The organism is Enterococcus sp. AZ103 (assembly GCF_051714685.1).
GTDB classification, from domain to species: domain Bacteria; phylum Bacillota; class Bacilli; order Lactobacillales; family Enterococcaceae; genus Enterococcus_A; species Enterococcus_A alishanensis.
In genome coordinates, this window is the sequence record NZ_JBIOSI010000002.1 from 81621 (window position 1) to 102158 (window position 20538).

At 35.7% G+C, this 20538-nt stretch carries 19 protein-coding genes and 2 other annotated features; of the genes, 3 read left to right on the forward strand and 16 right to left on the reverse strand.

Annotated elements, in window-relative coordinates; translation table 11 throughout:
- Positions 1-44: 44 nt before the first annotated feature.
- The 12 genes from ID741_RS14885 to ID741_RS14940 form a co-directional block, all read right to left on the reverse strand.
- A complete protein-coding gene (locus tag ID741_RS14885) occupies positions 45-1451 on the reverse strand; it encodes a C69 family dipeptidase (protein ID WP_438721236.1) in 1407 nt (468 codons plus the stop codon).
- Positions 1452-1532: 81 nt separating this feature from the next.
- Positions 1533-2294, reverse strand: coding sequence for a tryptophan synthase subunit alpha (gene trpA / locus ID741_RS14890; RefSeq protein ID WP_438720541.1), 762 nt, complete (start codon positions 2292-2294; stop codon positions 1533-1535).
- Positions 2291-3484, reverse strand: a complete 1194-nt coding sequence (gene trpB / locus ID741_RS14895) for a tryptophan synthase subunit beta (protein WP_438720542.1) — start codon at positions 3482-3484, stop codon at positions 2291-2293. The genes trpA and trpB overlap by 4 nt, the downstream gene beginning before the upstream one ends.
- 1 nt (position 3485) lies before the next feature.
- The gene (locus ID741_RS14900) at positions 3486-4079 is read right to left on the reverse strand and encodes a phosphoribosylanthranilate isomerase (RefSeq protein ID WP_438720543.1); all 594 of its coding nucleotides are present in this window, start codon (positions 4077-4079) and stop codon (positions 3486-3488) included.
- Entirely contained in the window at positions 4076-4834 is a 759-nt protein-coding gene (gene trpC / locus ID741_RS14905) for an indole-3-glycerol phosphate synthase TrpC (RefSeq protein WP_438720544.1), read from the reverse strand. Before trpC ends, ID741_RS14900 begins: the two co-directional genes overlap by 4 nt.
- Positions 4834-5844, reverse strand: coding sequence for an anthranilate phosphoribosyltransferase (trpD, locus tag ID741_RS14910; RefSeq protein ID WP_438720545.1), 1011 nt, complete (start codon positions 5842-5844; stop codon positions 4834-4836). The genes trpC and trpD overlap by 1 nt, the downstream gene beginning before the upstream one ends.
- Positions 5828-6379 (reverse strand): anthranilate synthase component II, encoded by a 552-nt coding sequence (locus tag ID741_RS14915; RefSeq protein ID WP_438720546.1) that lies wholly within the window; start codon positions 6377-6379, stop codon positions 5828-5830. The genes trpD and ID741_RS14915 overlap by 17 nt, the downstream gene beginning before the upstream one ends.
- Positions 6376-7740: an anthranilate synthase component I gene (trpE, locus tag ID741_RS14920; protein ID WP_438720547.1), complete on the reverse strand. Its 1365-nt coding sequence runs from the start codon at positions 7738-7740 to the stop codon at positions 6376-6378. Before trpE ends, ID741_RS14915 begins: the two co-directional genes overlap by 4 nt.
- Positions 7741-7791: 51 nt before the next feature.
- Positions 7792-8023: a binding site (T-box leader), on the reverse strand.
- Between the two features lie 34 nt (positions 8024-8057).
- Positions 8058-8287 (reverse strand) — a binding site (T-box leader).
- Positions 8288-8361: 74 nt separating this feature from the next.
- Positions 8362-9465 carry an NADH-dependent flavin oxidoreductase gene (locus ID741_RS14925; protein ID WP_438721237.1) on the reverse strand — a complete coding sequence of 368 codons (1104 nt, stop codon included), beginning with the start codon at positions 9463-9465 and terminating at the stop codon, positions 8362-8364.
- On the reverse strand, positions 9462-10283 hold the full coding sequence (gene yidA, locus ID741_RS14930) for a sugar-phosphatase (RefSeq protein ID WP_218325903.1): 822 nt from the start codon (positions 10281-10283) through the stop codon (positions 9462-9464). The genes ID741_RS14925 and yidA overlap by 4 nt, the downstream gene beginning before the upstream one ends.
- Positions 10284-10382: 99 nt before the next feature.
- Positions 10383-12323: a glucosaminidase domain-containing protein gene (locus ID741_RS14935; protein ID WP_438720548.1), complete on the reverse strand. Its 1941-nt coding sequence runs from the start codon at positions 12321-12323 to the stop codon at positions 10383-10385.
- Positions 12324-12436: 113 nt separating this feature from the next.
- Positions 12437-12775 (reverse strand): hypothetical protein, encoded by a 339-nt coding sequence (locus ID741_RS14940; protein ID WP_218325901.1) that lies wholly within the window; start codon positions 12773-12775, stop codon positions 12437-12439.
- A 215-nt stretch (positions 12776-12990) separates the two neighbouring features.
- Here ID741_RS14940 and ID741_RS14945 point away from each other — a divergent pair, with 215 nt between their 5' ends.
- Positions 12991-14148, forward strand: coding sequence for a cation diffusion facilitator family transporter (locus ID741_RS14945; protein WP_438720549.1), 1158 nt, complete (start codon positions 12991-12993; stop codon positions 14146-14148).
- Positions 14149-14186: 38 nt separating this feature from the next.
- Here ID741_RS14945 and ID741_RS14950 read toward each other — a convergent pair whose 3' ends face one another.
- The 4 genes from ID741_RS14950 to ID741_RS14965 form a co-directional block, all read right to left on the reverse strand.
- On the reverse strand, positions 14187-15020 hold the full coding sequence (locus ID741_RS14950; RefSeq protein ID WP_218325899.1) for a TIGR03943 family putative permease subunit: 834 nt from the start codon (positions 15018-15020) through the stop codon (positions 14187-14189).
- 13 nt (positions 15021-15033) lie between these two features.
- On the reverse strand, positions 15034-15933 hold the full coding sequence (locus tag ID741_RS14955) for a permease (RefSeq protein ID WP_218325898.1): 900 nt from the start codon (positions 15931-15933) through the stop codon (positions 15034-15036).
- 132 nt (positions 15934-16065) lie between these two features.
- Positions 16066-16341, reverse strand: a complete 276-nt coding sequence (locus ID741_RS14960) for an HU family DNA-binding protein (RefSeq protein WP_218325897.1) — start codon at positions 16339-16341, stop codon at positions 16066-16068.
- 479 nt (positions 16342-16820) lie between these two features.
- Positions 16821-17243, reverse strand: a complete 423-nt coding sequence (locus ID741_RS14965; RefSeq protein WP_438720550.1) for a hypothetical protein — start codon at positions 17241-17243, stop codon at positions 16821-16823.
- Positions 17244-17536: 293 nt separating this feature from the next.
- On the opposite strand from ID741_RS14965, the gene ald reads away from it, so the two are divergent.
- Together ald and ID741_RS14975 are read left to right on the forward strand one after the other, a co-directional pair.
- The gene (ald, locus tag ID741_RS14970) at positions 17537-18667 is read left to right on the forward strand and encodes an alanine dehydrogenase (protein WP_438720551.1); all 1131 of its coding nucleotides are present in this window, start codon (positions 17537-17539) and stop codon (positions 18665-18667) included.
- A gap of 79 nt (positions 18668-18746) precedes the next feature.
- Positions 18747-20444, forward strand: coding sequence for a M3 family oligoendopeptidase (locus ID741_RS14975; RefSeq protein WP_438720552.1), 1698 nt, complete (start codon positions 18747-18749; stop codon positions 20442-20444).
- Positions 20445-20538 lie beyond the last annotated feature (94 nt).

Sequence of the window (20538 nt, forward strand, 5' to 3'; positions counted from 1 at the left end):
CAAAAAATCAGCCCATCAAATTTTAATGGACTGATTTTAAAATTTTAATCATTCAAATTGTAGCGTAGTTTCATTCGATTTGATCCAGAAGTAACCATTTCTCCTAGCAACTCTGTTTGACGTTTCAATGAATCTTGAGCTAATTTCTCATTAGCAGTTTCAAGATAAGCTTGTACATCAGTTGCATCTTTTAGACCTGCATCAGTTTCATTTTGAATAAAGTGATAACTGCTCATGGCCGCAAGCTCGAAACTGTTACGCATATCTACATAAAAATCATAATCAGTATCACCTAATAATGCGGTCGTACAACTTAGCCAGTACATATTATTTAAATCAAATGTTCCGTCAGCATTTTTGTAGCTAGCTGGGGTATCTTTCACATTTGAGTAGAATGGTACGACAGTATTAAACGTATTGGCACCGTATGCTAACCAATGAACACCGGCAATTTCTTTTGAAACGCCATTTCTAATTTGTAAAATATGCACATTGTGGTTTCGATTGATTCCGATTGGACGGAACAAAGTTTTATCACTTTCATCGCCGTCACCATATGGATCAAAAATAGTGTTTTCAAAGTGTGAGCTTTGAATAAATTTGACATCTTCAATCGTGATCTTTCGGTTTGCCTTACAAATAAATGGTAAATCTTGTTCCATTGGATCTTGATCCATATCTGGTGTTAAATAAAGTTGACCATACCAAGCTCTTGGATTGTTATAAACTGTGTCTTTGATTGAACTAGAACCAAAAATATGGCGTAAATTGTAGCCTTCAAAATCAGGATTCAAATGATTATCATCAATCAAAGCTTTCAAATCAGCTGAACACATAGTATCTGGTGAGTCAAAATTAAATGTATCAATATTCATCCGGTTTGGCGCAACCACATAAGCATCATCTGGAATTCTGACAGCCGCCCAATGATGACCACCAATTGTTTCCAACCACCAAACATCATTTTCATCAGAAAAACCAATACCGTTTGGTTCATAGGTACCAAATTCTTCCAATAATTTTCCAAGACGTTCGACCCCTTCTTTAGCAGAATGGATATAAGGTAAAACTAAAGTTACTAAATCTTCTTCACCAATACCGCCTTCAACATAAGGATCTAAGCCTTGAATTCTAGGATTCGTCGTAATCGTTTCAGTAGCAGACATAGCAATATTTTCACTATTAATTCCGGCTGCAGGCCAAATACCATTATCTAAAAGGGCATTTGGGATTGATGTGTAAGACATTGGATTATCTGGCAAATCAATTTCTACACCACTAATCACTGCTTTGTAGTGGCGGGGTTGCTCTTCTGGTGATACAACAACAAATCGTTGGGGATCTAAAGCTTCGTGGCCGTCATCATTTCTAGAAATCATTGTAGAACCATCAATTGACGCTTTCTTACCTACCAATACAGTTGTACATGAACCTTTGATTCTTTTCAATATGAACACGCTCCTTTTTTTACACTTTCAGTATACGCTTGAATTCTGAAAATATGAGAAGATAAAACGTGTTTTTTTTATTTTTTAATGAGTGAATGCATAAACTAATTGACCAGTTTTTGTTAATCCATCATTTTTTAAACTTTGCACGATTTTTGATCCGACAACCACACCGTCACAAACTTCTGAAAAACGTACAACTTGTTCAGGATTAGAAACACCAAAACCAGCTAGAACTGGAATATCTGCCAATTCAACAATTTTTTCCAAATGTTGGTCTAAGTCATCACGATAATTTTTTCCGGTTCCTGTTGTGCCATTAATTGTTACCGCATAAACAAACCCTTCAGCATTTTGAACTAATTCTTTGATTCGGTCTTCATGACTGGTTAAAGTAACTAGCTGTAGTAGTGCGATTTCACTGTCATTCAGTAATGGTAAGACTAAATTTTGATGTTCATAAGGTAAGTCAGGAATGATAAAACCGGCCACATCTGTGCTGGCTAAATCAGTAATTAATTCCGCTAATCCATAATGGAAAAAAGAATTATAGTAGCCCATTAAAATCAGTGGTACTGGTGATTGAAAATTTTGTAAAACCTGGACTATTTTTTTTAAAGTTACTTTATTTGCTAGCGCATCTAATCCGGCTGCTTGGATGATCGGTCCATCAGCAACTGGATCAGAAAAAGGCACACCTAATTCAATTGCAGTTGCCCCGTTTTCCGCCAGCATCTCGATTTCCTTAGTTAAGTTGTCTAACCCATTGGCTCCCGCCATGATGTAAGGAACAAATAATTTTCCTACTTCTTTTTTCTGTAATAAATAATTCGTCAATTTTTTCATTTATTTTCCTCCATTAAAGCTTTGACTTGTTCCACATCTTTATCTCCCCGACCAGAAAGACAAACAAGAATAATTTGATCCGTTGCCATTTCTGGTGCAATTTTCATAACATGGGCTAAGGCATGAGAACTTTCCAGTGCTGGAATGATGCCTTCTTTGCGAGATAAGTAATGAAAGGCTTCAACAGCCTCATCATCAGTAATTGTGGCATAAGTTGCTCTTTTACTACTATATAAGTAAGAATGTTCTGGTCCGACTCCAGGATAATCTAAGCCAGCAGAAATCGAATAAGCTTCCAAAACTTGACCATCTTCATCTTGTAACAAATGCATCTTTGCACCGTGCAAAATACCAATCTCACCTTTTGTAATAGTTGCTGCGTGTTCAGTGGTATCTACTCCGCGGCCAGAAGCTTCCACGCCAATTAATTGCACTTCGGAATCCTCTACAAATGGATAGAATAAGCCCATTGAGTTACTACCACCACCGACACAAGCAATAGCAATATCAGGCAAACGATCTTCTTGGTCTAATATTTGACGTCGGGCTTCAGTACCGATCACGCTTTGATAATCGCGAACAATTTCTGGAAATGGATGGGGACCTAAAACTGAACCCATCACATAGTGCGTGTCTTCTACGTGTTCTACCCAGTAGCGTAATGCCTCATTCACAGCATCCTTCAACGTTTTTGAGCCAGAAGTCACACTGACCACCTTTGTTCCTAATAATTCCATTCGAAAAACATTTAAAGCTTGACGTTTCACATCGATTTCTCCCATGAAAACGACACACTCCATGCCAAATAATGCGGCAGCGGTAGCAGTTGCTACACCATGTTGACCTGCTCCAGTTTCTGCAACAATTTTGTTTTTCCCCATTTTTTTGGCTAATAAAACTTGGCCTAATGCATTATTAATTTTGTGGGCACCGGTATGATTTAAATCTTCCCGTTTTAGATAAATTTTGGCACCGCCTAAATCTTTGGTCATCTGTTCGGCAAAGTACAACGGATTTTCTCTACCAACGTATTGTTTTAAATAATAGTCAAATTCCTTTTGAAAAGCTTCATCTGTCTTTGATGCTTCATAAGTTTCGGTAAGTTCCTTGACTGCGTACATTAAAGTTTCTGGGACAAATTGTCCGCCGTATTCACCGTAAAATCCGGCTGTGTTTGGTTGTCTATACATATTATTTCCCCTTTACAATTTGAATGAAATGCATGATTTTATCTAAATCTTTTTTTTGTTGTGTTTCGACGCCACTAGAGACATCGACTGTTTCTGGTGAAAAATAGTCAATCGCAGCTTTGACATTTTGACTGTCTAAACCTCCGGCAATCCATAAATTATCCTTTGGCAAATCAGCTTTTTTGACTGCGTGCCAATCAAATGTTTCGCCAGTTCCACCCATGTATTTTTTTGGCGGTGCATCTAAAAGTAAATATTGATAGGGTGCGGTTATTTGGTAATGCTGATTGCTTTTTCCTGGTAATGCTTGAATCATCGGGACACTTGCTTTTTCCTGCAGTGGTGTTCCATGAATTTGAACTAAATCTAAATCAGCAATTTTAATCACTGCTTCAAGTTCTCGAAGACTTGGAGAAACAAAGACACCAACTTTTTTTATCTTTTTAGGTAGCTGGTCAGTTAGACGTTTAACTTTTGCCGGTAAAATCTGACGATGGCTTCTTGCAAAAACAAAGCCTAAATAATCTGCACCGTATTTTACAGCGGTATCCACAGCGGCTTTAGTAGTTAATCCACAAATTTTCACTTTGGTCATTGGCGAATCATCTGCAATGCTTGAATTTTTTCAAGAATGTTACCAGCTTTCATTAATGTTTCTCCGACTAAGACTGCTTGATAATTTTCTTTGACTTGTGCGACATCTTCAGCCGTTTTAAAACCTGATTCGCTAATATAAATCGTTTCGTCATCCGTTTGCGCTAAATTCAAACTAGTTTCTAATGTCACTTCAAATGTTTTTAAATCGCGGTTATTTACGCCAATAATTTTTGCTGGGAGGCTTTTAGCTAGTGCTAATTCTTCAGCATTATGAGTTTCTACTAAAATTTCTAGATTCAAACTTTCAGCATACTCATGGAGCTCTTTTAGTTTTGCTGGTTCTAACGCTGCGACAATTAACAAAATGAGACTCGCACCAGCTATTTTCGCGCGATCAATTTGTTGCTTACTGATAATAAAATCTTTACATAAAAGCGGTAAATCAACTACGGCAGCGACGTCAGTTAAATCTTGAATGGTTCCTTTAAAAAAAACTGGATCCGTCAAAACAGAGATCGCAGCTACGCCAGCATTCTCATAATTTTTTGCTTGTTCTAAGGGATCAACAGCCAAATTAATCGCTCCTTTTGATGGCGAAGCACGCTTAATTTCAGCAATGATCTGCATTTTTTCGGGATGGTCTTTAACGTATTGATAAAAAGATGGTCTTTTTTTATTAATCGTCTGATGAACAGGAGCCAAATTTTCAATTTCAGCTTTTTTAGCAGTCAAGATTGTTTCTAGAAAGTCCATTAAGCTACCTCCTGTAAAGTAATAAAATGCTGTAAACAATCAAATGCTGCCCCAGACTTAATAATGGCTTGCGCCATTTGGATACCACTAGCAACATCGTTAACTTTCGCGCCAGCTAAAAAGCCTAACCCAGCATTTAAAATCACAGTATCAAGATAAGGACTTGCTTCTCCTTGTAGGACAGATAGCAAGATTTCTTTATTTTTCAAAGCATCTCCGCCAACAATTGCCGCTAGTGGTGCTGCTTTTAAACCAAATGCTTCAGGAGATAATTCTTTTTCTACCACTTGATTATTTTGATAAAAAGCATAACGAGTAACACCAGCCAAATTCGCTTCATCCATTCCAGAGGCTCCCTGTAAAACAATTGCTTGTTTTCTACCTAACGCACCTAAAGCTGTAGCTGTTTCTACTAATGAATCTCCTGCAAAGGTTCCTAATAGCTGATACTCTAAAGGATAGGGATTAATAATTGGGCCAATTAAGTTAAAAATAGTCGGTGTCGCCAAATCTTTTCTGATTTGCATAACGGTCTTCATCGCTGGATGCATTGCTGGTGCAAATAAGAAAGCGATACCGGCTTCATTTAATAAAAAATCGATTTTTTCAGCTGAGGCAGATAGATCTACACCTAAACTTTCTAATACATCAGCAGAGCCAGAACGACTGGAAACACTACGATTGCCGTGTTTTGCCATAGGAATCCCACCAGCCGCTAAGACAAAAGCAGCGGTCGTCGAAATATTAAAACTATTGGAGTGATCTCCACCTGTACCACAATTATCCATAACTCCTTGCGGTGCTTGATGGACGACGATGGCACGACTTTGCATCACATGAGCTAAACCTGTCAATTCATCAGCGGTCACTCCTTTTAATTTTAAAGCAATCAATAGGGCGCTGATTTGATTATCATTTAATTGTTGCTTAAAAATGGCTGTAGCTAACATTGTCATTTCTTGATTGCTAAGATTTTTCTGTTGATAAATTTTTTCAAATAATGCTTGCATCGGAATTCCTCACTTCCTGTAAAAATTCTTGTAAATATTGTTGACCATTCTCGGTGCCGATTGATTCGGGGTGAAATTGTAAGCCGTAAATAGGATAATCTCGATGACGCAAGGCCATAACTAAATCATCTGCTTCCTCAGTCACAATTAGTTCTTTTGGTAGGCTAACCTTTTCAACGATTAGCGAGTGATACCGCATTACTTTTTGCTTGGTATTTTTTAAAAAACTTTGTTTGCCATGAACGACTTGCGGTGATGCAACAACTTTCCCACCAAAAACTTCTGCAATGCCTTGATGACCTAAACAAATCCCTAAGATTGGTTTTCGTTGATAAAATTTTTTGATCAAAGTTTCCATCAATCCAGCTTCATTGGGACGCCCAGGTCCAGGCGAGAGAACAATTCCTTGGGCTTTTTCAGCTATTTCAATTAATTCAGGAGCATCGTTACGGACGATTTGAATCTCAATCTCCTTAGGAAATAATTGAAGCAAGTTATAAGTAAAGGAATCGTAATTATCGACTAATAAAATCATCTTCCTACCTCCAATAAAGCTTTGGCTTTTTGCAACGTTTCAAAATATTCTGAAGTTGGATCAGAATCATAAACTACTCCAGCCCCAGCTTGAACATAGGCTTTCTGATCTTTCACTACCATTGTACGAATAGCAATCGCAAAATCAGCTTGATTGTCTTGAGATAAATAGCCGACCGCTCCTGCATAAACCGACCGTTTTACGGGCTCCCATTGATAAATTCTTGTCATAGCACGAATTTTTGGAGCGCCGCTGACAGTTCCTGCTGGTAAAGTTGCTTTTAATGCATCCATTGCCTGATATTCTGGTTTTAATTGAGCTGAAACGACTGAAACGAGATGCATCACAAAACGATAACGTTCAACAGTTAAATAAATCGGGACTTTTACTGAACCAATCTCAGCAATTTTTCCTAAATCATTTCTACCTAGATCCACCAACATTTTATGCTCAGCTAATTCTTTCTCATCGGTTGATAAATCTTCTGCCAATTGATTATCCTCTTTAATTGTTAAACCCCGTTTTCGAGTCCCAGCTATTGGATTAGTTGTCACTTCCTTACCTTTGACCCTGACTAAACTTTCTGGTGAAGAACCAATTACCTGACAATCTGGAAAAGGTAAATAATACAAATAAGCCGAAGGATTGGTATTTCTCAAATGACGATAATAATTAAAGCCATCCATTTTAAAATCTGCGACTAAACGTTGTGAAGGGACAACTTGAAATAAATCGCCTGCTTTAATTTTAGCTTTTGCCTTTTTGACTGTTGCCTCATAAACAGCTTGTGGAAAATTACTAGTAAAGGATAGTTTCACAGCTGGAGGCAATTGGTTTTCTTGTAAATTTAAAATAGCCAATTGTTTTTCTACTTGTGATAATTTTTGATCTAGGTTTTCTTCACCAACCTGAGAGTAAGTATTACCAATTACGATTGTTACCATCTGTTCTTTATGATCATAGATTAAAAAGTTTTCATATAGATAAAATTGCATATCAGGGATTTTTAGTTGATCTATCGGAATTGGGCCGATATCTTCATAGCAAGCGGCAATGTCATAACCCACGTAGCCAATAGCTCCTCCTTGAAAAGGCAAATTTTCATGCAAAACTTCATTTTTCAGAACATATTTTTCTAATTCTTTCAAAGGATCACAAACAGGATAAGCTTGTCCATCAATTTTGAATTGCCCTTCTAAATAACTCAAATGATGAACTGGATCAAAAGCAATCACCGAATAGCGGCTGGCTTCCTGCTCTCGAGGAATACTTTCCAGCAAAGCCTTTTGTTGACTTTTCAGCCGGCAATATAAACTGATGGGGGTGAAACAATCACCATTAATTACTTTTATTTTTCGCATCTGTTTTTTCCTCCTTTAATATAAAAAAAAGCCCTCAAGCCAGTATTCTGACTTGAGGGCGCAATCGCACGGTACCACCTCAATAATTCTGCTAAACAAATAGCAGCTTTAACAGTTGTCTAACAACAACTTTCGCTATAACGGGCAAGCCCGTCATCCCCTACTTTTATTCAAGGATGCTTATCCAAGTCCATTCATCAAGGAAAGATTGCTTTCTTCTCATCAACTAAAGCTTGCTGTAAATCTTTCAATTCTTGATTACTTCTCTTGTTATCTATTTTGAAATATAAAAAAGCCCCCGAACCAACGTATGTTAGTTCGAGGGCGGATAATCCACGGTGCCACCTCAAAAATGTCTAAAAAGACCTCTATCAGTTATCTATCAATAACTTTTCTCTGTAACGGGAGTACCCGGAAAATCCTACTAAACAAGTGTTCAAATCTTCGGTCCAAAAGGCCATTCACAAAAGTAATTTTACTGATTCGCAGTCCCATCAGCTCTCTGAAAAAATTATCTTAGGCTACTTCTCTTTTGTTTAACTGTTATATTGAAAACTATTATAATCCTCTAAATAAGATTCGTCAAGCTATTTTTTAAACAAATTTTCATTTTATTTTCATTTAGTCAATGCGATCGGCCATTCGATCGGTTAAGAAGCCCCAAGCACCATTGCTAATATGCAGTTCTTCTCGATCATAGCTAGAAATTTTATGACGAATTAAATCTTCTTGTTGATGAATCACTTTATTATACCAATTAGGTTCACTGAGTAAAATTTTTCCTAAAGCCGCAATATCAGCTGTCGTTAATAATTTTTCAGCATCTGCTTGCGTAGTCACTTCTCCTACTCCGATTAAAGGGATTCGACCAGCGATTTTTTCAGCTAAATATTCGACAATCGTTTTTTCTTGATAGTCTGGAAGCTCTGGTTTCTTTTGATAATCCCTTAAAGAAACATGTAAATAATCCAAACTTGTCTCAGCTAACTGATCAACTAAATACAATGCATCAGTAAAACGAATACCTGGTTCAGTAAATTCTTCAGGAGAAAAACGGAAACCGACAATAAAATTTTCTACTTCAGAATCATCAGCTACTTTCGTCACAGCAGCGACCACTTGGTCGATAAAAGTATAACGCTTTTCCAAGCTTCCACCCCACATATCTTCACGGATGTTAGAATGAGAGGAGAAGAATTGTTGAATCAAATATAAATTTGCTCCATGTAATTCGACACCATCAAAGCCAGCTTGAATCGCTCGCGTTGTCGCTTTGGCATAATTATCAATGACTGCCAAAATTTCTTCATGACTCATTTCTCGGGGCACTTCCCCCCATTCCTTATGAGTCGGTACTGCACTGGCAGATACTGGTGTTTCACCTCTTAAAACAGAAGAATCAGTCATACGTCCGGCATGAAATATTTGTAAAATAGCTTTAGTACCATTTGTTTGAATCGCAGAAGCTAATTTGGCTAAGCGTGGAATTTGTTTATCGTCATCGACACCAAGCTCTCCTTCCCAACCTTTGCCATTGGGCTGAACATTAGCGGCACCTGTAATAATTGCACCAATTGCTCCAGCCCGCATTTGATAATACGCAATCTCATCATCAGTTACGATCCCATCATAAAAACTCATTTTGACAGTCATTGGTGCCATTACAATTCTATTTTTTAAAGTTAGTCCTCTTCTAAAAGTAATAGGTTCGGTCATTTTCATTATTTTTTCTCCAAGAAAACAAAACGGTCAATCGCTTCTTTAACGCCATCTTCTGCATTACTGGCTACCACAAAATCAGCCAATTCCTTTGCTGAAGCTGTACCATTTCCCATGGCAATTCCTGTTCCAGCGTATTGGATCATTGCTAAGTCATTTTCTTGATCGCCAATCGCCATTACTTCGGATTGTTGTAAACCTAGATGCTCTGTTAACTTTTCCAGAGCCAATCCTTTACTAACTTCTTTATTCAAGACTTCTAAAAAGAATGGCGTACTTTGTACAAGGGTATAGCGGTCATAAAAATCGGCAGGGATTTTTTGAATTGCCTCAGTTAAGATCTCCGGCTCATCAATCATCATCATTTTTGTAGGCACAACTTGATTTGCAATTTCGTCAGGCATTCTAAAACGAATTTGCATATCCACTAAGAAAGATTCATGAACTGTATAAGGACTAATATCACGATTAGAAGTATAAATCGCTTCTTTATCTTCTGTATGCAAATGGACATTTAATTTTCGAGCCAAAGTATCAATCTCTAAAAACTGATCTCTAGTCAAGCCATATTCAGAAACTACCGCTCCTGTGTGATTATTGACTACCAATCCACCATTATAAGTAATTGCATAATCCTCTTCGGTCAACAAACCTAATGTTTCAAGTTGATTTTGGACACCAACTAATGGGCGTCCACTTGCTAAAACAATATAAACACCTGCTGCTCGAGCTTTTTTCAAGGCTGCTTCTACACCTGGTGTAATTTCTCTTTGGGGATTTAACAATGTTCCATCAATATCGATTGCTACTAATTTAATACTCATAAAAACCTCCTAGATTTTCGTTCTTCTAAATAGTAAGTTTTATTTCTCTTCAGGTCAATCTAAAAAACCGACTCTTTATCAGAGCCGGTTAGAAAAATACTATTTAACTGGTGGTAAAACAGCGATCAATCCTCTGCTTAAAGCTAAATAAACAGTTGAAGTGGTATTAGTAGTAGTTGCGATTTCTTCTTTTGATTTAACAGCACTAGCAGCTAAAGCAATGATACTGTCGCCTCTAAATAAATCTACAAAATAATCTTTAGTAAAGAATTCTGGTAATTGCGGACCATAAGCAACATTAGTCATCAATATATTTCTTTTACTTAATGAAAATTTGGTAGATAAATCAGACATCTTCGGACCAATTACTTCATTACTAGCTTCATCAAAGCTAGTTAAATCATATGCATCAATAATTGCTTCTAATTTTTGAGCATATTGCTTATCTGTTGCATAACGACCTTGTAGATAATTTGTAGCATCTTTAAATGAGCTCGTTTCTGATTTCCAAGTTGATTTGTAAAAATCTGAATTTCCAGCGATTCCATTTTTAATTAAATCAGCGTAATCTTCTAAGGATTCCTTATAAGAAGGATATTTTCTAAACTGGGCAGTGATTGAAAAACTACTTCCCGCAGTATCTTGTTCTAGTGTGCTGAAAGATACGCCCTGACCTTCATAAGATCCTTTGATTCCAAATAAATTAAAGTTTGGTTCTGCAGCCAAAGAGCTATTTCCTGATCCGCTTTCCAAAATTGCTTGAGCAATCATGACTGAGGCGTAAATATCATGTTCTTGGCCGATTGTCCGTGAAATTTCACCGATTTTTTCGATAAATCCATCTGTCGTTTGATTGCGATCAAAGATATAAGCTGATCCAAATGCATTTTGTAAGGATGAATTAGCAGCTGGCAACCCAGCTAAATTAACTCGAACAGCAAAGGTTGGCATATAGTCTGCCAAATTAGTAACCCTCACAACATCTCCAGGTTGTGGTGCTTGAATATATTGACCATTTCCAATATAAATAGCAACGTGACTTGTTACACTAGTTGGGGCACCCCAAAATAATAAATCTCCTGGTTGTGCATCGCTGACTGGAATCTGTGTCCCGGAATACTGTTGATCACCTGTCCAAGAACCAATAAAATGACCAGTTGCTTGTTGATAAACATAATAAGCTAAACCAGAACAGTCAAATGCATTTGGTCCTTTAGCACCCCATACGTAAGGCTTTCCTAATTGCGCATAAGCAGCTTGGACAATAGCATTTTGCACTGCATTGCTATAGGTTGGAATATTTACATTAGATGGTGAATAAACATCCCCTGCACCATTTTGATTTGGTTGGCGCCCTTCATCAGTGGTAGTTGCTCCAGTTTCATTTGTCGATTGATCTGGATTATTCGTTGGCTGACCTTCATTATTATTGCTAGTATTATTATTTGAATTTGAATTATTATTATTTTCTTCAGGTTGACTAGGTTGCTCAGATACTTCGGAAGTTTTCATGCTAAAAGCAACATCAATTGATGGCATCACAAATTTTCCAGTCAAATCAGCATTATTAATTAAATTAACACTAGCAATTGTTTGATAGATTAAAATATTATCTAACTTTTGCTTTTCTTTTAATGTGATTGCATAAGTCACTTCTGTACCAGCAGTTAAACCTTCTTCATTGTTATAAGTAAATCGAATAGTATTTCCTGCGGCATCAGTGTGAGAAAAAGCATTGGCATTTTCTTCTTTAGATAAAGCGACACCATTGAGAAAAATATTATAAGTTTTAACCGGTTCAGGTGTTGCTTCCGGCGTCGTTGTTTGTGTAGTACTTGTTTCTGTATCCACCGCAGGTTCTGCTTCTGATTGTGGCTGTGTTTCAGCGGTTTCTGTCTGACTGGTAGCAGTTGCTGAAGACTGTGTCGCACTTTCTGAAGTTGTTGCTGTTTCAGCAGCCAACGCTTGATAACTAGATAATACCATTGGGCTAACCAATACCCCAATCGTTAATAAAGTTTTTAACTTATTTTGTTTCAACCAAAGTCCCTCATTCCTAAACATAGTATTCAAGAATAATTCTAGCATGTTTCTTTTTTCTTGTCTAAAAGAAATTTTGAGATACTTTTTATTTTAACTGTTTAATTGGTTAATTATTTTAATATTAATATTTTGTTTAACATATTTGATATTTTTCTTTCGTGAAAATGAGTTGTCCTGACACTTTCGCCATCACGTGTTTCCCATATTTTATTTTCATAGAAATCAACTTCATCTCTTTGCCCATCCATTAATTCCTTGGCATATCCTAAAATTAATTCCATTGCTTCTCTTGTATCATCATCACTTTGGAAGTAAGGTGAATAACTCTTTAAGTATTCTTGTAAATCAGAATTGCGTGAAATTTTCCAGTCTTCAATGAAATCTTCTAGCGCGTTGACGACGACTCCGGTATCAATATTCCATAATTTAATATCTACTGTATTTTCCATGGTGGGCCTCCTATGAATAATTATTGTCAATAATTATTATACGAGAATTTAGCTTTATTAAAATGTGAAGGGCAGAAAAGTTCATTAAAAAGCCAGTGATACCAAGCAATAAATCTCTCATTTGTTGTTCATGATTTTTTTTAGCATAAAATTCTTTTATTCAGAGAGTGATTTTAGTATACTAGGAATATTATTTTAAAAAAGGAAGGTCCCGCATGTTAACTTTCTTAATCAAGCAATTTACAAAAAAATTTAAAGGAAACACACGTGAAGCTGTAGGTATCTTAGCCGGTGTTCTCGGCTTGTTTTCTAATTTAATACTCTTTGTAGCAAAACTATTGATTGGTCAAATTTCTGGAAGTGTCTCGATTATGGCAGATGCAATGAATAATTTGTCAGATACGGCTTCTTCCATCATTACACTTGCCGGCTTTAAAGTTGCTGGAAAACCAGCAGATGAAGAGCATCCTTATGGTCACGAACGCTTTGAATACATTAGTGGGTTTGTTGTTTCTTTTTTAGTTACCTATGTTGGTGTTCGTTTTTTAGATAGCTCTTTTGATAAGATTTTGGATCCTAGTTCAGTCAAATTATCACCTATTATTTTTGTTGTATTGATTTTATCGATTTTAATGAAGTTTTGGCAGAATTTAATGTATCGTCGCTTAGCAAAAAAAATCGATTCCAATACTTTAAAAGCAACTGCTCAAGATAGTATTAACGATGTTTATACAACGATTGCAGTCTTACTTTCAGCTTTAATCGAATGGTTAACTGGCTGGCAAATAGATGGGTATATTGGATTTTTGATTGCTCTGTATATTATTTATACAGGTATAAAGATGATCAAAGAATTTATTGATGAACTGATGGGCGTCCGCGCCCCGCAAGAAGAGATTAGTCAGATCAAAAAACTATTAGATGAATATCCTAATATTATTGGTTATCATGATTTATTGATTCATAGCTATGGACCTAGCAGTGTTTTTGCTTCTGTTCATATTGAAGTAAATGAAGATTGGAGTTTGCCACATGCTCACGAGGTAATTGATGATATCGAACAGACGGTCAAAGAACGTATGAATGTTGATTTGGTTTGTCACTTGGATCCTTACCCGATTGATGATCCTGATTTCAAACGGGTTGCCCCTAAAATGCGAAAAGTTTTAAGAGATATTGATTCAAATTTGCGGATGCATGATTTAAGAATTGATACTACGACAACGCCAGAAACGTTTCATTTTGATTTAGTTGTTCCTGAAAATATCAAGTTGTCTGACCTAGAATTATCAGAATACATCAGCCAAATTTATATTTCTCGCTATGAACCAGCTACGCTAAATATCACTTTTGATCGAACCTATCTACTATAAAAAAAAGGTAAACCTCATTTTTTTGAGGTTTACCTTTTTTATTCGAATGCACGATAAACGTACTGATCTTTTGGTGGAGATATTTGGACTACATTTGTTACAGTAATTGCTGGCAACTGTCGTTGATAGGGTTCAAAATAATCAATCGTTATTGTACCTTCTAAATGATACCATTGATTATTTTCTAGACTTGATCCTTCTGGTAAATCAGCTAGCAAACCAAAAACTCCCGAATCGGCAATACAGTGAATCACACCAAAACGAAACAAGAAATCATAAGTTTGGTTTTCCTTGGTTGTCTCATAAGCAAATCCTTCAAAAGAAATCGGCTTGCCTGCAAATGTACTAGGATAATTATAGATTAATTCCATCATTTCTAAATAGTTTTCATCGGTAATTTTTAACTCATCTAAATCTTGATATTTTTTCATTAACTGATCCATCTGCTGATCGTAGTCAGCTGAATTATAATAAATACTTGTATCTGGTTTTAGATATTGAGTACTCATTTGAGGATCCCCTGTAGATTCTTTACTAATAGGAAAACTAAAGCCTTTATTTTCAACAATTGAAGCATCCAAACTAATCGTTGGGAATAAAAAGCCAATAATCAGTGGTACGGACAGTAAAAAATAAGCAATTGCTTTTTGATAAGGTTTAGTCAATCCATGATCGTGATGCCCATGATCTGCTTGTTCTTTGTTTCCTGAAACCCAAATTTTCAATTGGACTAAGGCTAATAGTAAAGACAACCCCATCGTAATGAAAGCCAAATAACGATAGTGAACATTAATATACTTGTCTAAATTGCCTGAAACTTGCAAATACATCATTAATTCAAAATAACCTGACAATATTAAAAAACGAATCATTGGCTATCCTCCTTTACACCACATAAGCATAGATTGTCACGATGATGCTGATCAAAGCTATCAATTGCAAAATAAATTTTGTTTCGAAATGCCGTTTCATCATCATCAAATTTTTGATATCCACCATTGGACCAAAAACTAAAAAAGCTACCACAGCATTGGTGCCAAATAAACTTAATAGAGAAGAACCGACAAATGCATCGGCTTCTGAACAAAGAGACATGGTAAAAGCTAACACCAACATTACTAAAATGGAGATGAATTTATTACTAGTCAAAGTCATCATCAATTGGGTTGGTAAATAAACTTGCATCGCCGAAGCCAATAATCCACCAATAATCAAATAGCGACCCGTATCAAAAAATTCATCAATTGCATGAACTAAAACCTGCCATATTTTTCCAAAAAAAGATAGGTTATCTTCGTGATGATGAACATGGTCTGATACTGTGGCCTGTTCATCAGCTGTCAGCACTGGACCTTTATGAACATAAGCCAGCCAACTTCCAACAATAATCGCCACAATCAGACTGCCTAAAGCTCGTAAAAAAGCGAAATGAAAATTGTTGCCAAAAGCTATAAAAGTAGAAAATAAAACAATAGGATTAATAATTGGTGCGGTGACCATAAAGGCAAAGGCAGTATAGTCGGGCACACCTTTTTTCAAAAACTGATTAATAATCGGAACTATCCCACATTCACATGATGGAAAGAAAAAGCCAATCAACGAACCAACTATGATAGAAAGAAATTTATTTTTAGGCAATAATCTTTTGACTCTTTCCGGTGTCAAATAGACTTGTAAAATTCCAGATATAACACAGCCTAACAGCACAAATGGAATGGCTTCAATGACAATAGATAAGAAAATTGTGCTTAACTGTAGGACTGAGTGAGGTAAAAAATTAAACATAACTCGCTTCCTTTCTCGCGAAAATAACTATAAGCCAAAAAAAGAAGAAGTACAAAATATATTTAAAAAAATTAATCTCTCCTTAAAAAACAAAAAAACTCTCGCCTAAGCGAGAGTTAGAGATATTGAAACTTATTTTACTGCATCTTTTAATTGTTTACCAGCTTTAAATGCAGGAGATTTACTTGCTGGAATTGTGATTTCTTCTCCAGTTTGTGGGTTACGTCCCTTGCGTGAAGCACGTTCTCTTACTTCAAAATTACCAAACCCGATAACTTGAACTTTTTCGCCTGCTTTTAAAGAAGACTGAATGCCATCAAATAATGCATCTACAGCAGACAACGCATCTTTCTTAGTTAACCCTGTTTTTTCTGCAACTTGTTCTACTAAACTTTGCTTGTTAATCATGTGTGTTTCCCCCACTATCAATTATTTGTTGTATTTCAAACTCTATTCTATGGGTTCTTTAGATTAAAGGCAACTATTTATTTTTCTCATTCTACCTTTTTTTATCTTTTTTTATTAAAAAAAATAAAATTTCATATTTTTATTATCTCAGATTATTATTGACAGTATGTTGAAAATTTCCAATAAACCTGTTAAATAAAAGAAAAAACTATTATATAGCGTTTTATATATTCATCCACTTTTTGTCCTAAGAGAATCTAGTCCATCATCAGTGAAAAGCTATTCCAAACATTACAATAAGAAGAATTAAATTCATTTCCATAAATACATTTATTTGGATCAGACCTTTCTTAAATAAAACACAATAATTAATTGAAAGTGTAGAAAAATCAAAAGGATTAAAAATAAAATTGATTCAAATAGTCAACTTTATCTTTTTCTCCTTAATTATTTTCATGTGAAATTATCACAAGAAGCAATCATTTTGCTTGCTTCTTAACGCTTTTTAACTTTTTGTCATCAGCCGCTTCTGATAGTAACCTACCCAACTCCTGATTCATAGATTCTTCTTCTTTTATTAAGCTAGCTACTATTTTTTGATATTTTATGGCAGGATTTTTTTTTCGGATTACATTGAGTTGGATACCAGCATAAAACAAAACAACAATAGATAACACCATCATCACAATAAAATGCCAATTGTTCAGACTTTTTATCAAGCTATATATTAATAAAAGAAAGCCAACTAAAAGACCAATAAAATCAAGCTTAGCTTGCTTTCCACCACCAAATAAAATTCTTTTGAAGATGCCTCCATTACCTAATTCTTGATAACGGGTGATCCGTGCTTCAATGAAACTTATTTGTTCTTTTAAAGTATCAATTCGATTTTTCTTAGGCATCTACACTGCCCCCTTTCATTCATTATCGCTAGTTTGTTTTCTTTTGGCAATTGTTTTTATTCTAGTATAAATAAAAAGTTAAACTCTTTAAAAATTCTTTCAAAAAAATTAAAAAAGAACGGATTATTTCATAGAAAATATAAAAAAAACCTCTTGTTAAAAACCTCACAATCGTTTTTTGATAAGGAAAACTTTCGCACTTTATTAACAAGTTTTAATGGAAAGGCGCATTTTATCTTGTAAAATTCTATGTGTAATCGCTTACAACTAAATTTTCAAAAGGAGTGTTTCTAATGATTATTGGTATTCCAAAAGAGATCAAAAACAATGAAAATCGAGTGGCTTTGCCACCATCTGGTGTGTTCGATTTAACCAGTCGCGGACATAAAGTTTTGGTAGAAACCGAAGCTGGATTAGGTTCAGCAATTACTGACGATGAATATAGAGAAGCTGGGGCAACTATCGTCCCTGATGCAATGAGCGCTTGGTCAGCAGAAATGGTAATGAAAGTAAAAGAACCACTAACTGAAGAATATCAATATTTCCGTAAAGGATTATTATTATTCACTTACCTGCATTTAGCTGCAAACAAACCATTAACTGAAGCATTAATTAAATCAGGTGTAAATTCTATCGCTTATGAAAATGTTCAACCAGCTGACAAGTCTCTTCCACTTCTTGCTCCAATGAGTGAAATCGCTGGACGTATGGCTGCTCAAATCGGTGCAAACTTCTTAGAACGTGTAAATGGTGGTCGTGGTATTTTACTTTCAGGTGTACCAGGTGTTATGCGCGGAAACGTAGTTGTTATCGGTGGTGGTGTTGTAGGAATGAACGCAGCAAAAATCGCTGCTGGTCTTGGCGCCAATGTAACAATTATGGATGTAAGCGTTCCTCGTTTGAAACAATTGGATGAAATTTTTGAAGGTAACGTACAAACTTTAATGTCAAATCGTTACAATATTCAAGAAGCACTTAAATCTGCTGACTTAGTTATTGGAGCGGTATTAATTCCTGGTCACAAAGCACCAACTTTAGTCACTAAAGAAATGGTTGCCGGCATGCCATTCCATTCAGTAATTGTCGATGTGGCAATTGACCAAGGTGGTATTTTTGCAACAACTGACAAAGTAACGACTCATGATGATCCAACTTATATTAAAGAAGATGTAGTTCATTATGCCGTAGCAAATATGCCTGGGGCTGTACCACAAACAGCAACTTATGCTTTATCAAACTCAACAATGGCTTATGCTAATTTATTAGCTAATAATGATTTAGTAAGTTTATTAAATGACAACTTGGCACTTCGTCGTGGTCTAAATACTTATGACGGTAAATTAACAATTGAACCAGTTGCTAATGATTTAGACTTACCTTACACACCAGTTGAAGAAGCATTAACAACTGAAACAGCAATGTAAAATACTTTCTTAGTCTGTCGATTTTTCGGCAGACTTTTTTTATTGTTTTCAGTTATACTTGGAATATCGGAGGGATCTCATGTCATTTACATTTACTTACCAACGGCCAGATTTTACAGCTTATCAAGCTTCATTTTCTAAACAGCTAGATAAATTTAAGCATGCATCAGAATACATTGCAGCAAAAAATGCGCTGAAACAATTAAATCATTTACGCAAAAACGTGACTACAATGGCAAAAGTTGCTTATATCCGTCATTCAATTGATACAAAAGATGTTTTTTATTTAGAAGAAAATACTTATTGGGATCAACAGCAGCCTCACGTTGATCAGCTTCATGGAGATTTTTTTTCTGCTTTACTTACCTCCCCTTTCCTTAGCGATTTAAAAAAAGAGTTCCCTGAAACCTTGTTCTTACTGGCAGAAGATCAAAAACGGCTAACTGGCAGTAAAATAGTCAATCTAAAACAGCAGGAGAATGAACGAATCAGTGACTATACGCAATTAATTGCCTCAGCAGAAATCGATTTTAACGGAAAAATTTGTAATTTATCCGATATATCAGCTTATTTTTCTGATCCAGATACTGCGATTCGTGAAAGCGCACAGACGGCTTATTGGCAATTTTTCACTGAAAATGAAGAAAAATTTGATCAGATTTTTTCTGAGTTAGTCAATCTAAGGCATCAAATTGCGATGAAATTAGGGTTTGACTCCTATGTTACTTACGGTGATATTGCCATGAATCGTTGGGGATATACACGAAAGGACTTAAAAAAATTTCGTCAGTTTATTTTAGAAAAAGTGGTTCCCTTAACCACTCAATTATATCAACGACAACAAACAAGATTAGGTGTTGATACCCTTTATCATTATGATTTACCATTAATTTTTCCTGAAGGGAATCCAAAACCTCAAGGAAATCAATCAGAATTAATTAAAAAAGCGACCGAAATGTACCAAGGGTTGTCACCAGAAACGGGTGCATTTTTCCAAAAGATGAAACAACAAGACTTATTAGATTTAGCCAGTCGTTCTGGTAAGCAAAGTGGCGGTTATTGTGAATTTATTGATGCTATAGAAATGCCTTTTATCTTCGCCAATTTTAATGGCACTTCTGATGACGTTGACGTATTAACTCATGAAACTGGACACGCCTTTCAAAGCTATCATTCAGCTTGGATTGAAGAGCCGGAATTAGTTTTTCCTACTTCTGAGGCCGCGGAGATTCATTCAATGAGTATGGAGTTTTTAACTTGGCCCTTTATGGAGAAATTTTTTAAAGAAGACCAATTAAAATATCGTTTTGCTCATTTGAGTAGTGCATTGCAATTTTTACCATACGGAGCATTAGTAGATCATTTTCAAGAAGAAGTATACGAACACCCTATTTGGACTGCTGAAGAGCGCAAAGTTTGCTGGAGAAAGCTAGAAAAACAATATTGTCCAGAGAAAAATTATCACTTTTCAGAGGGCTTAGATCGTGGTATTTATTGGTATCGGCAAGGCCATATTTTTGAAGTCCCTTTTTATTATATTGATTATACTTTAGCTCAAGTCTGTGCTTTTCAATTTTGGCAAAGAAAAATAATCGAAAAAGATCCAAAAACATGGGAAGATTATCTATCTATCTGTCATGTTGGTGGTACTCAGACATTTACAGAAATCCTTCAAACTGGGCATTTAAATTCGCCGTTTGATGAAGTTGCTATAAATCAAGTAATTGAAACGGTTAGTACTTATTTGGAAAATATTTCGGAAACTGATTTGAAATAATAATAGATTCCCGGTTGGTGGCTGGGAATTTCTTATTATTTATCTCTTTTGCGATATTTTTAACTTATTTATTCGCACCAAATCATGGTATAAT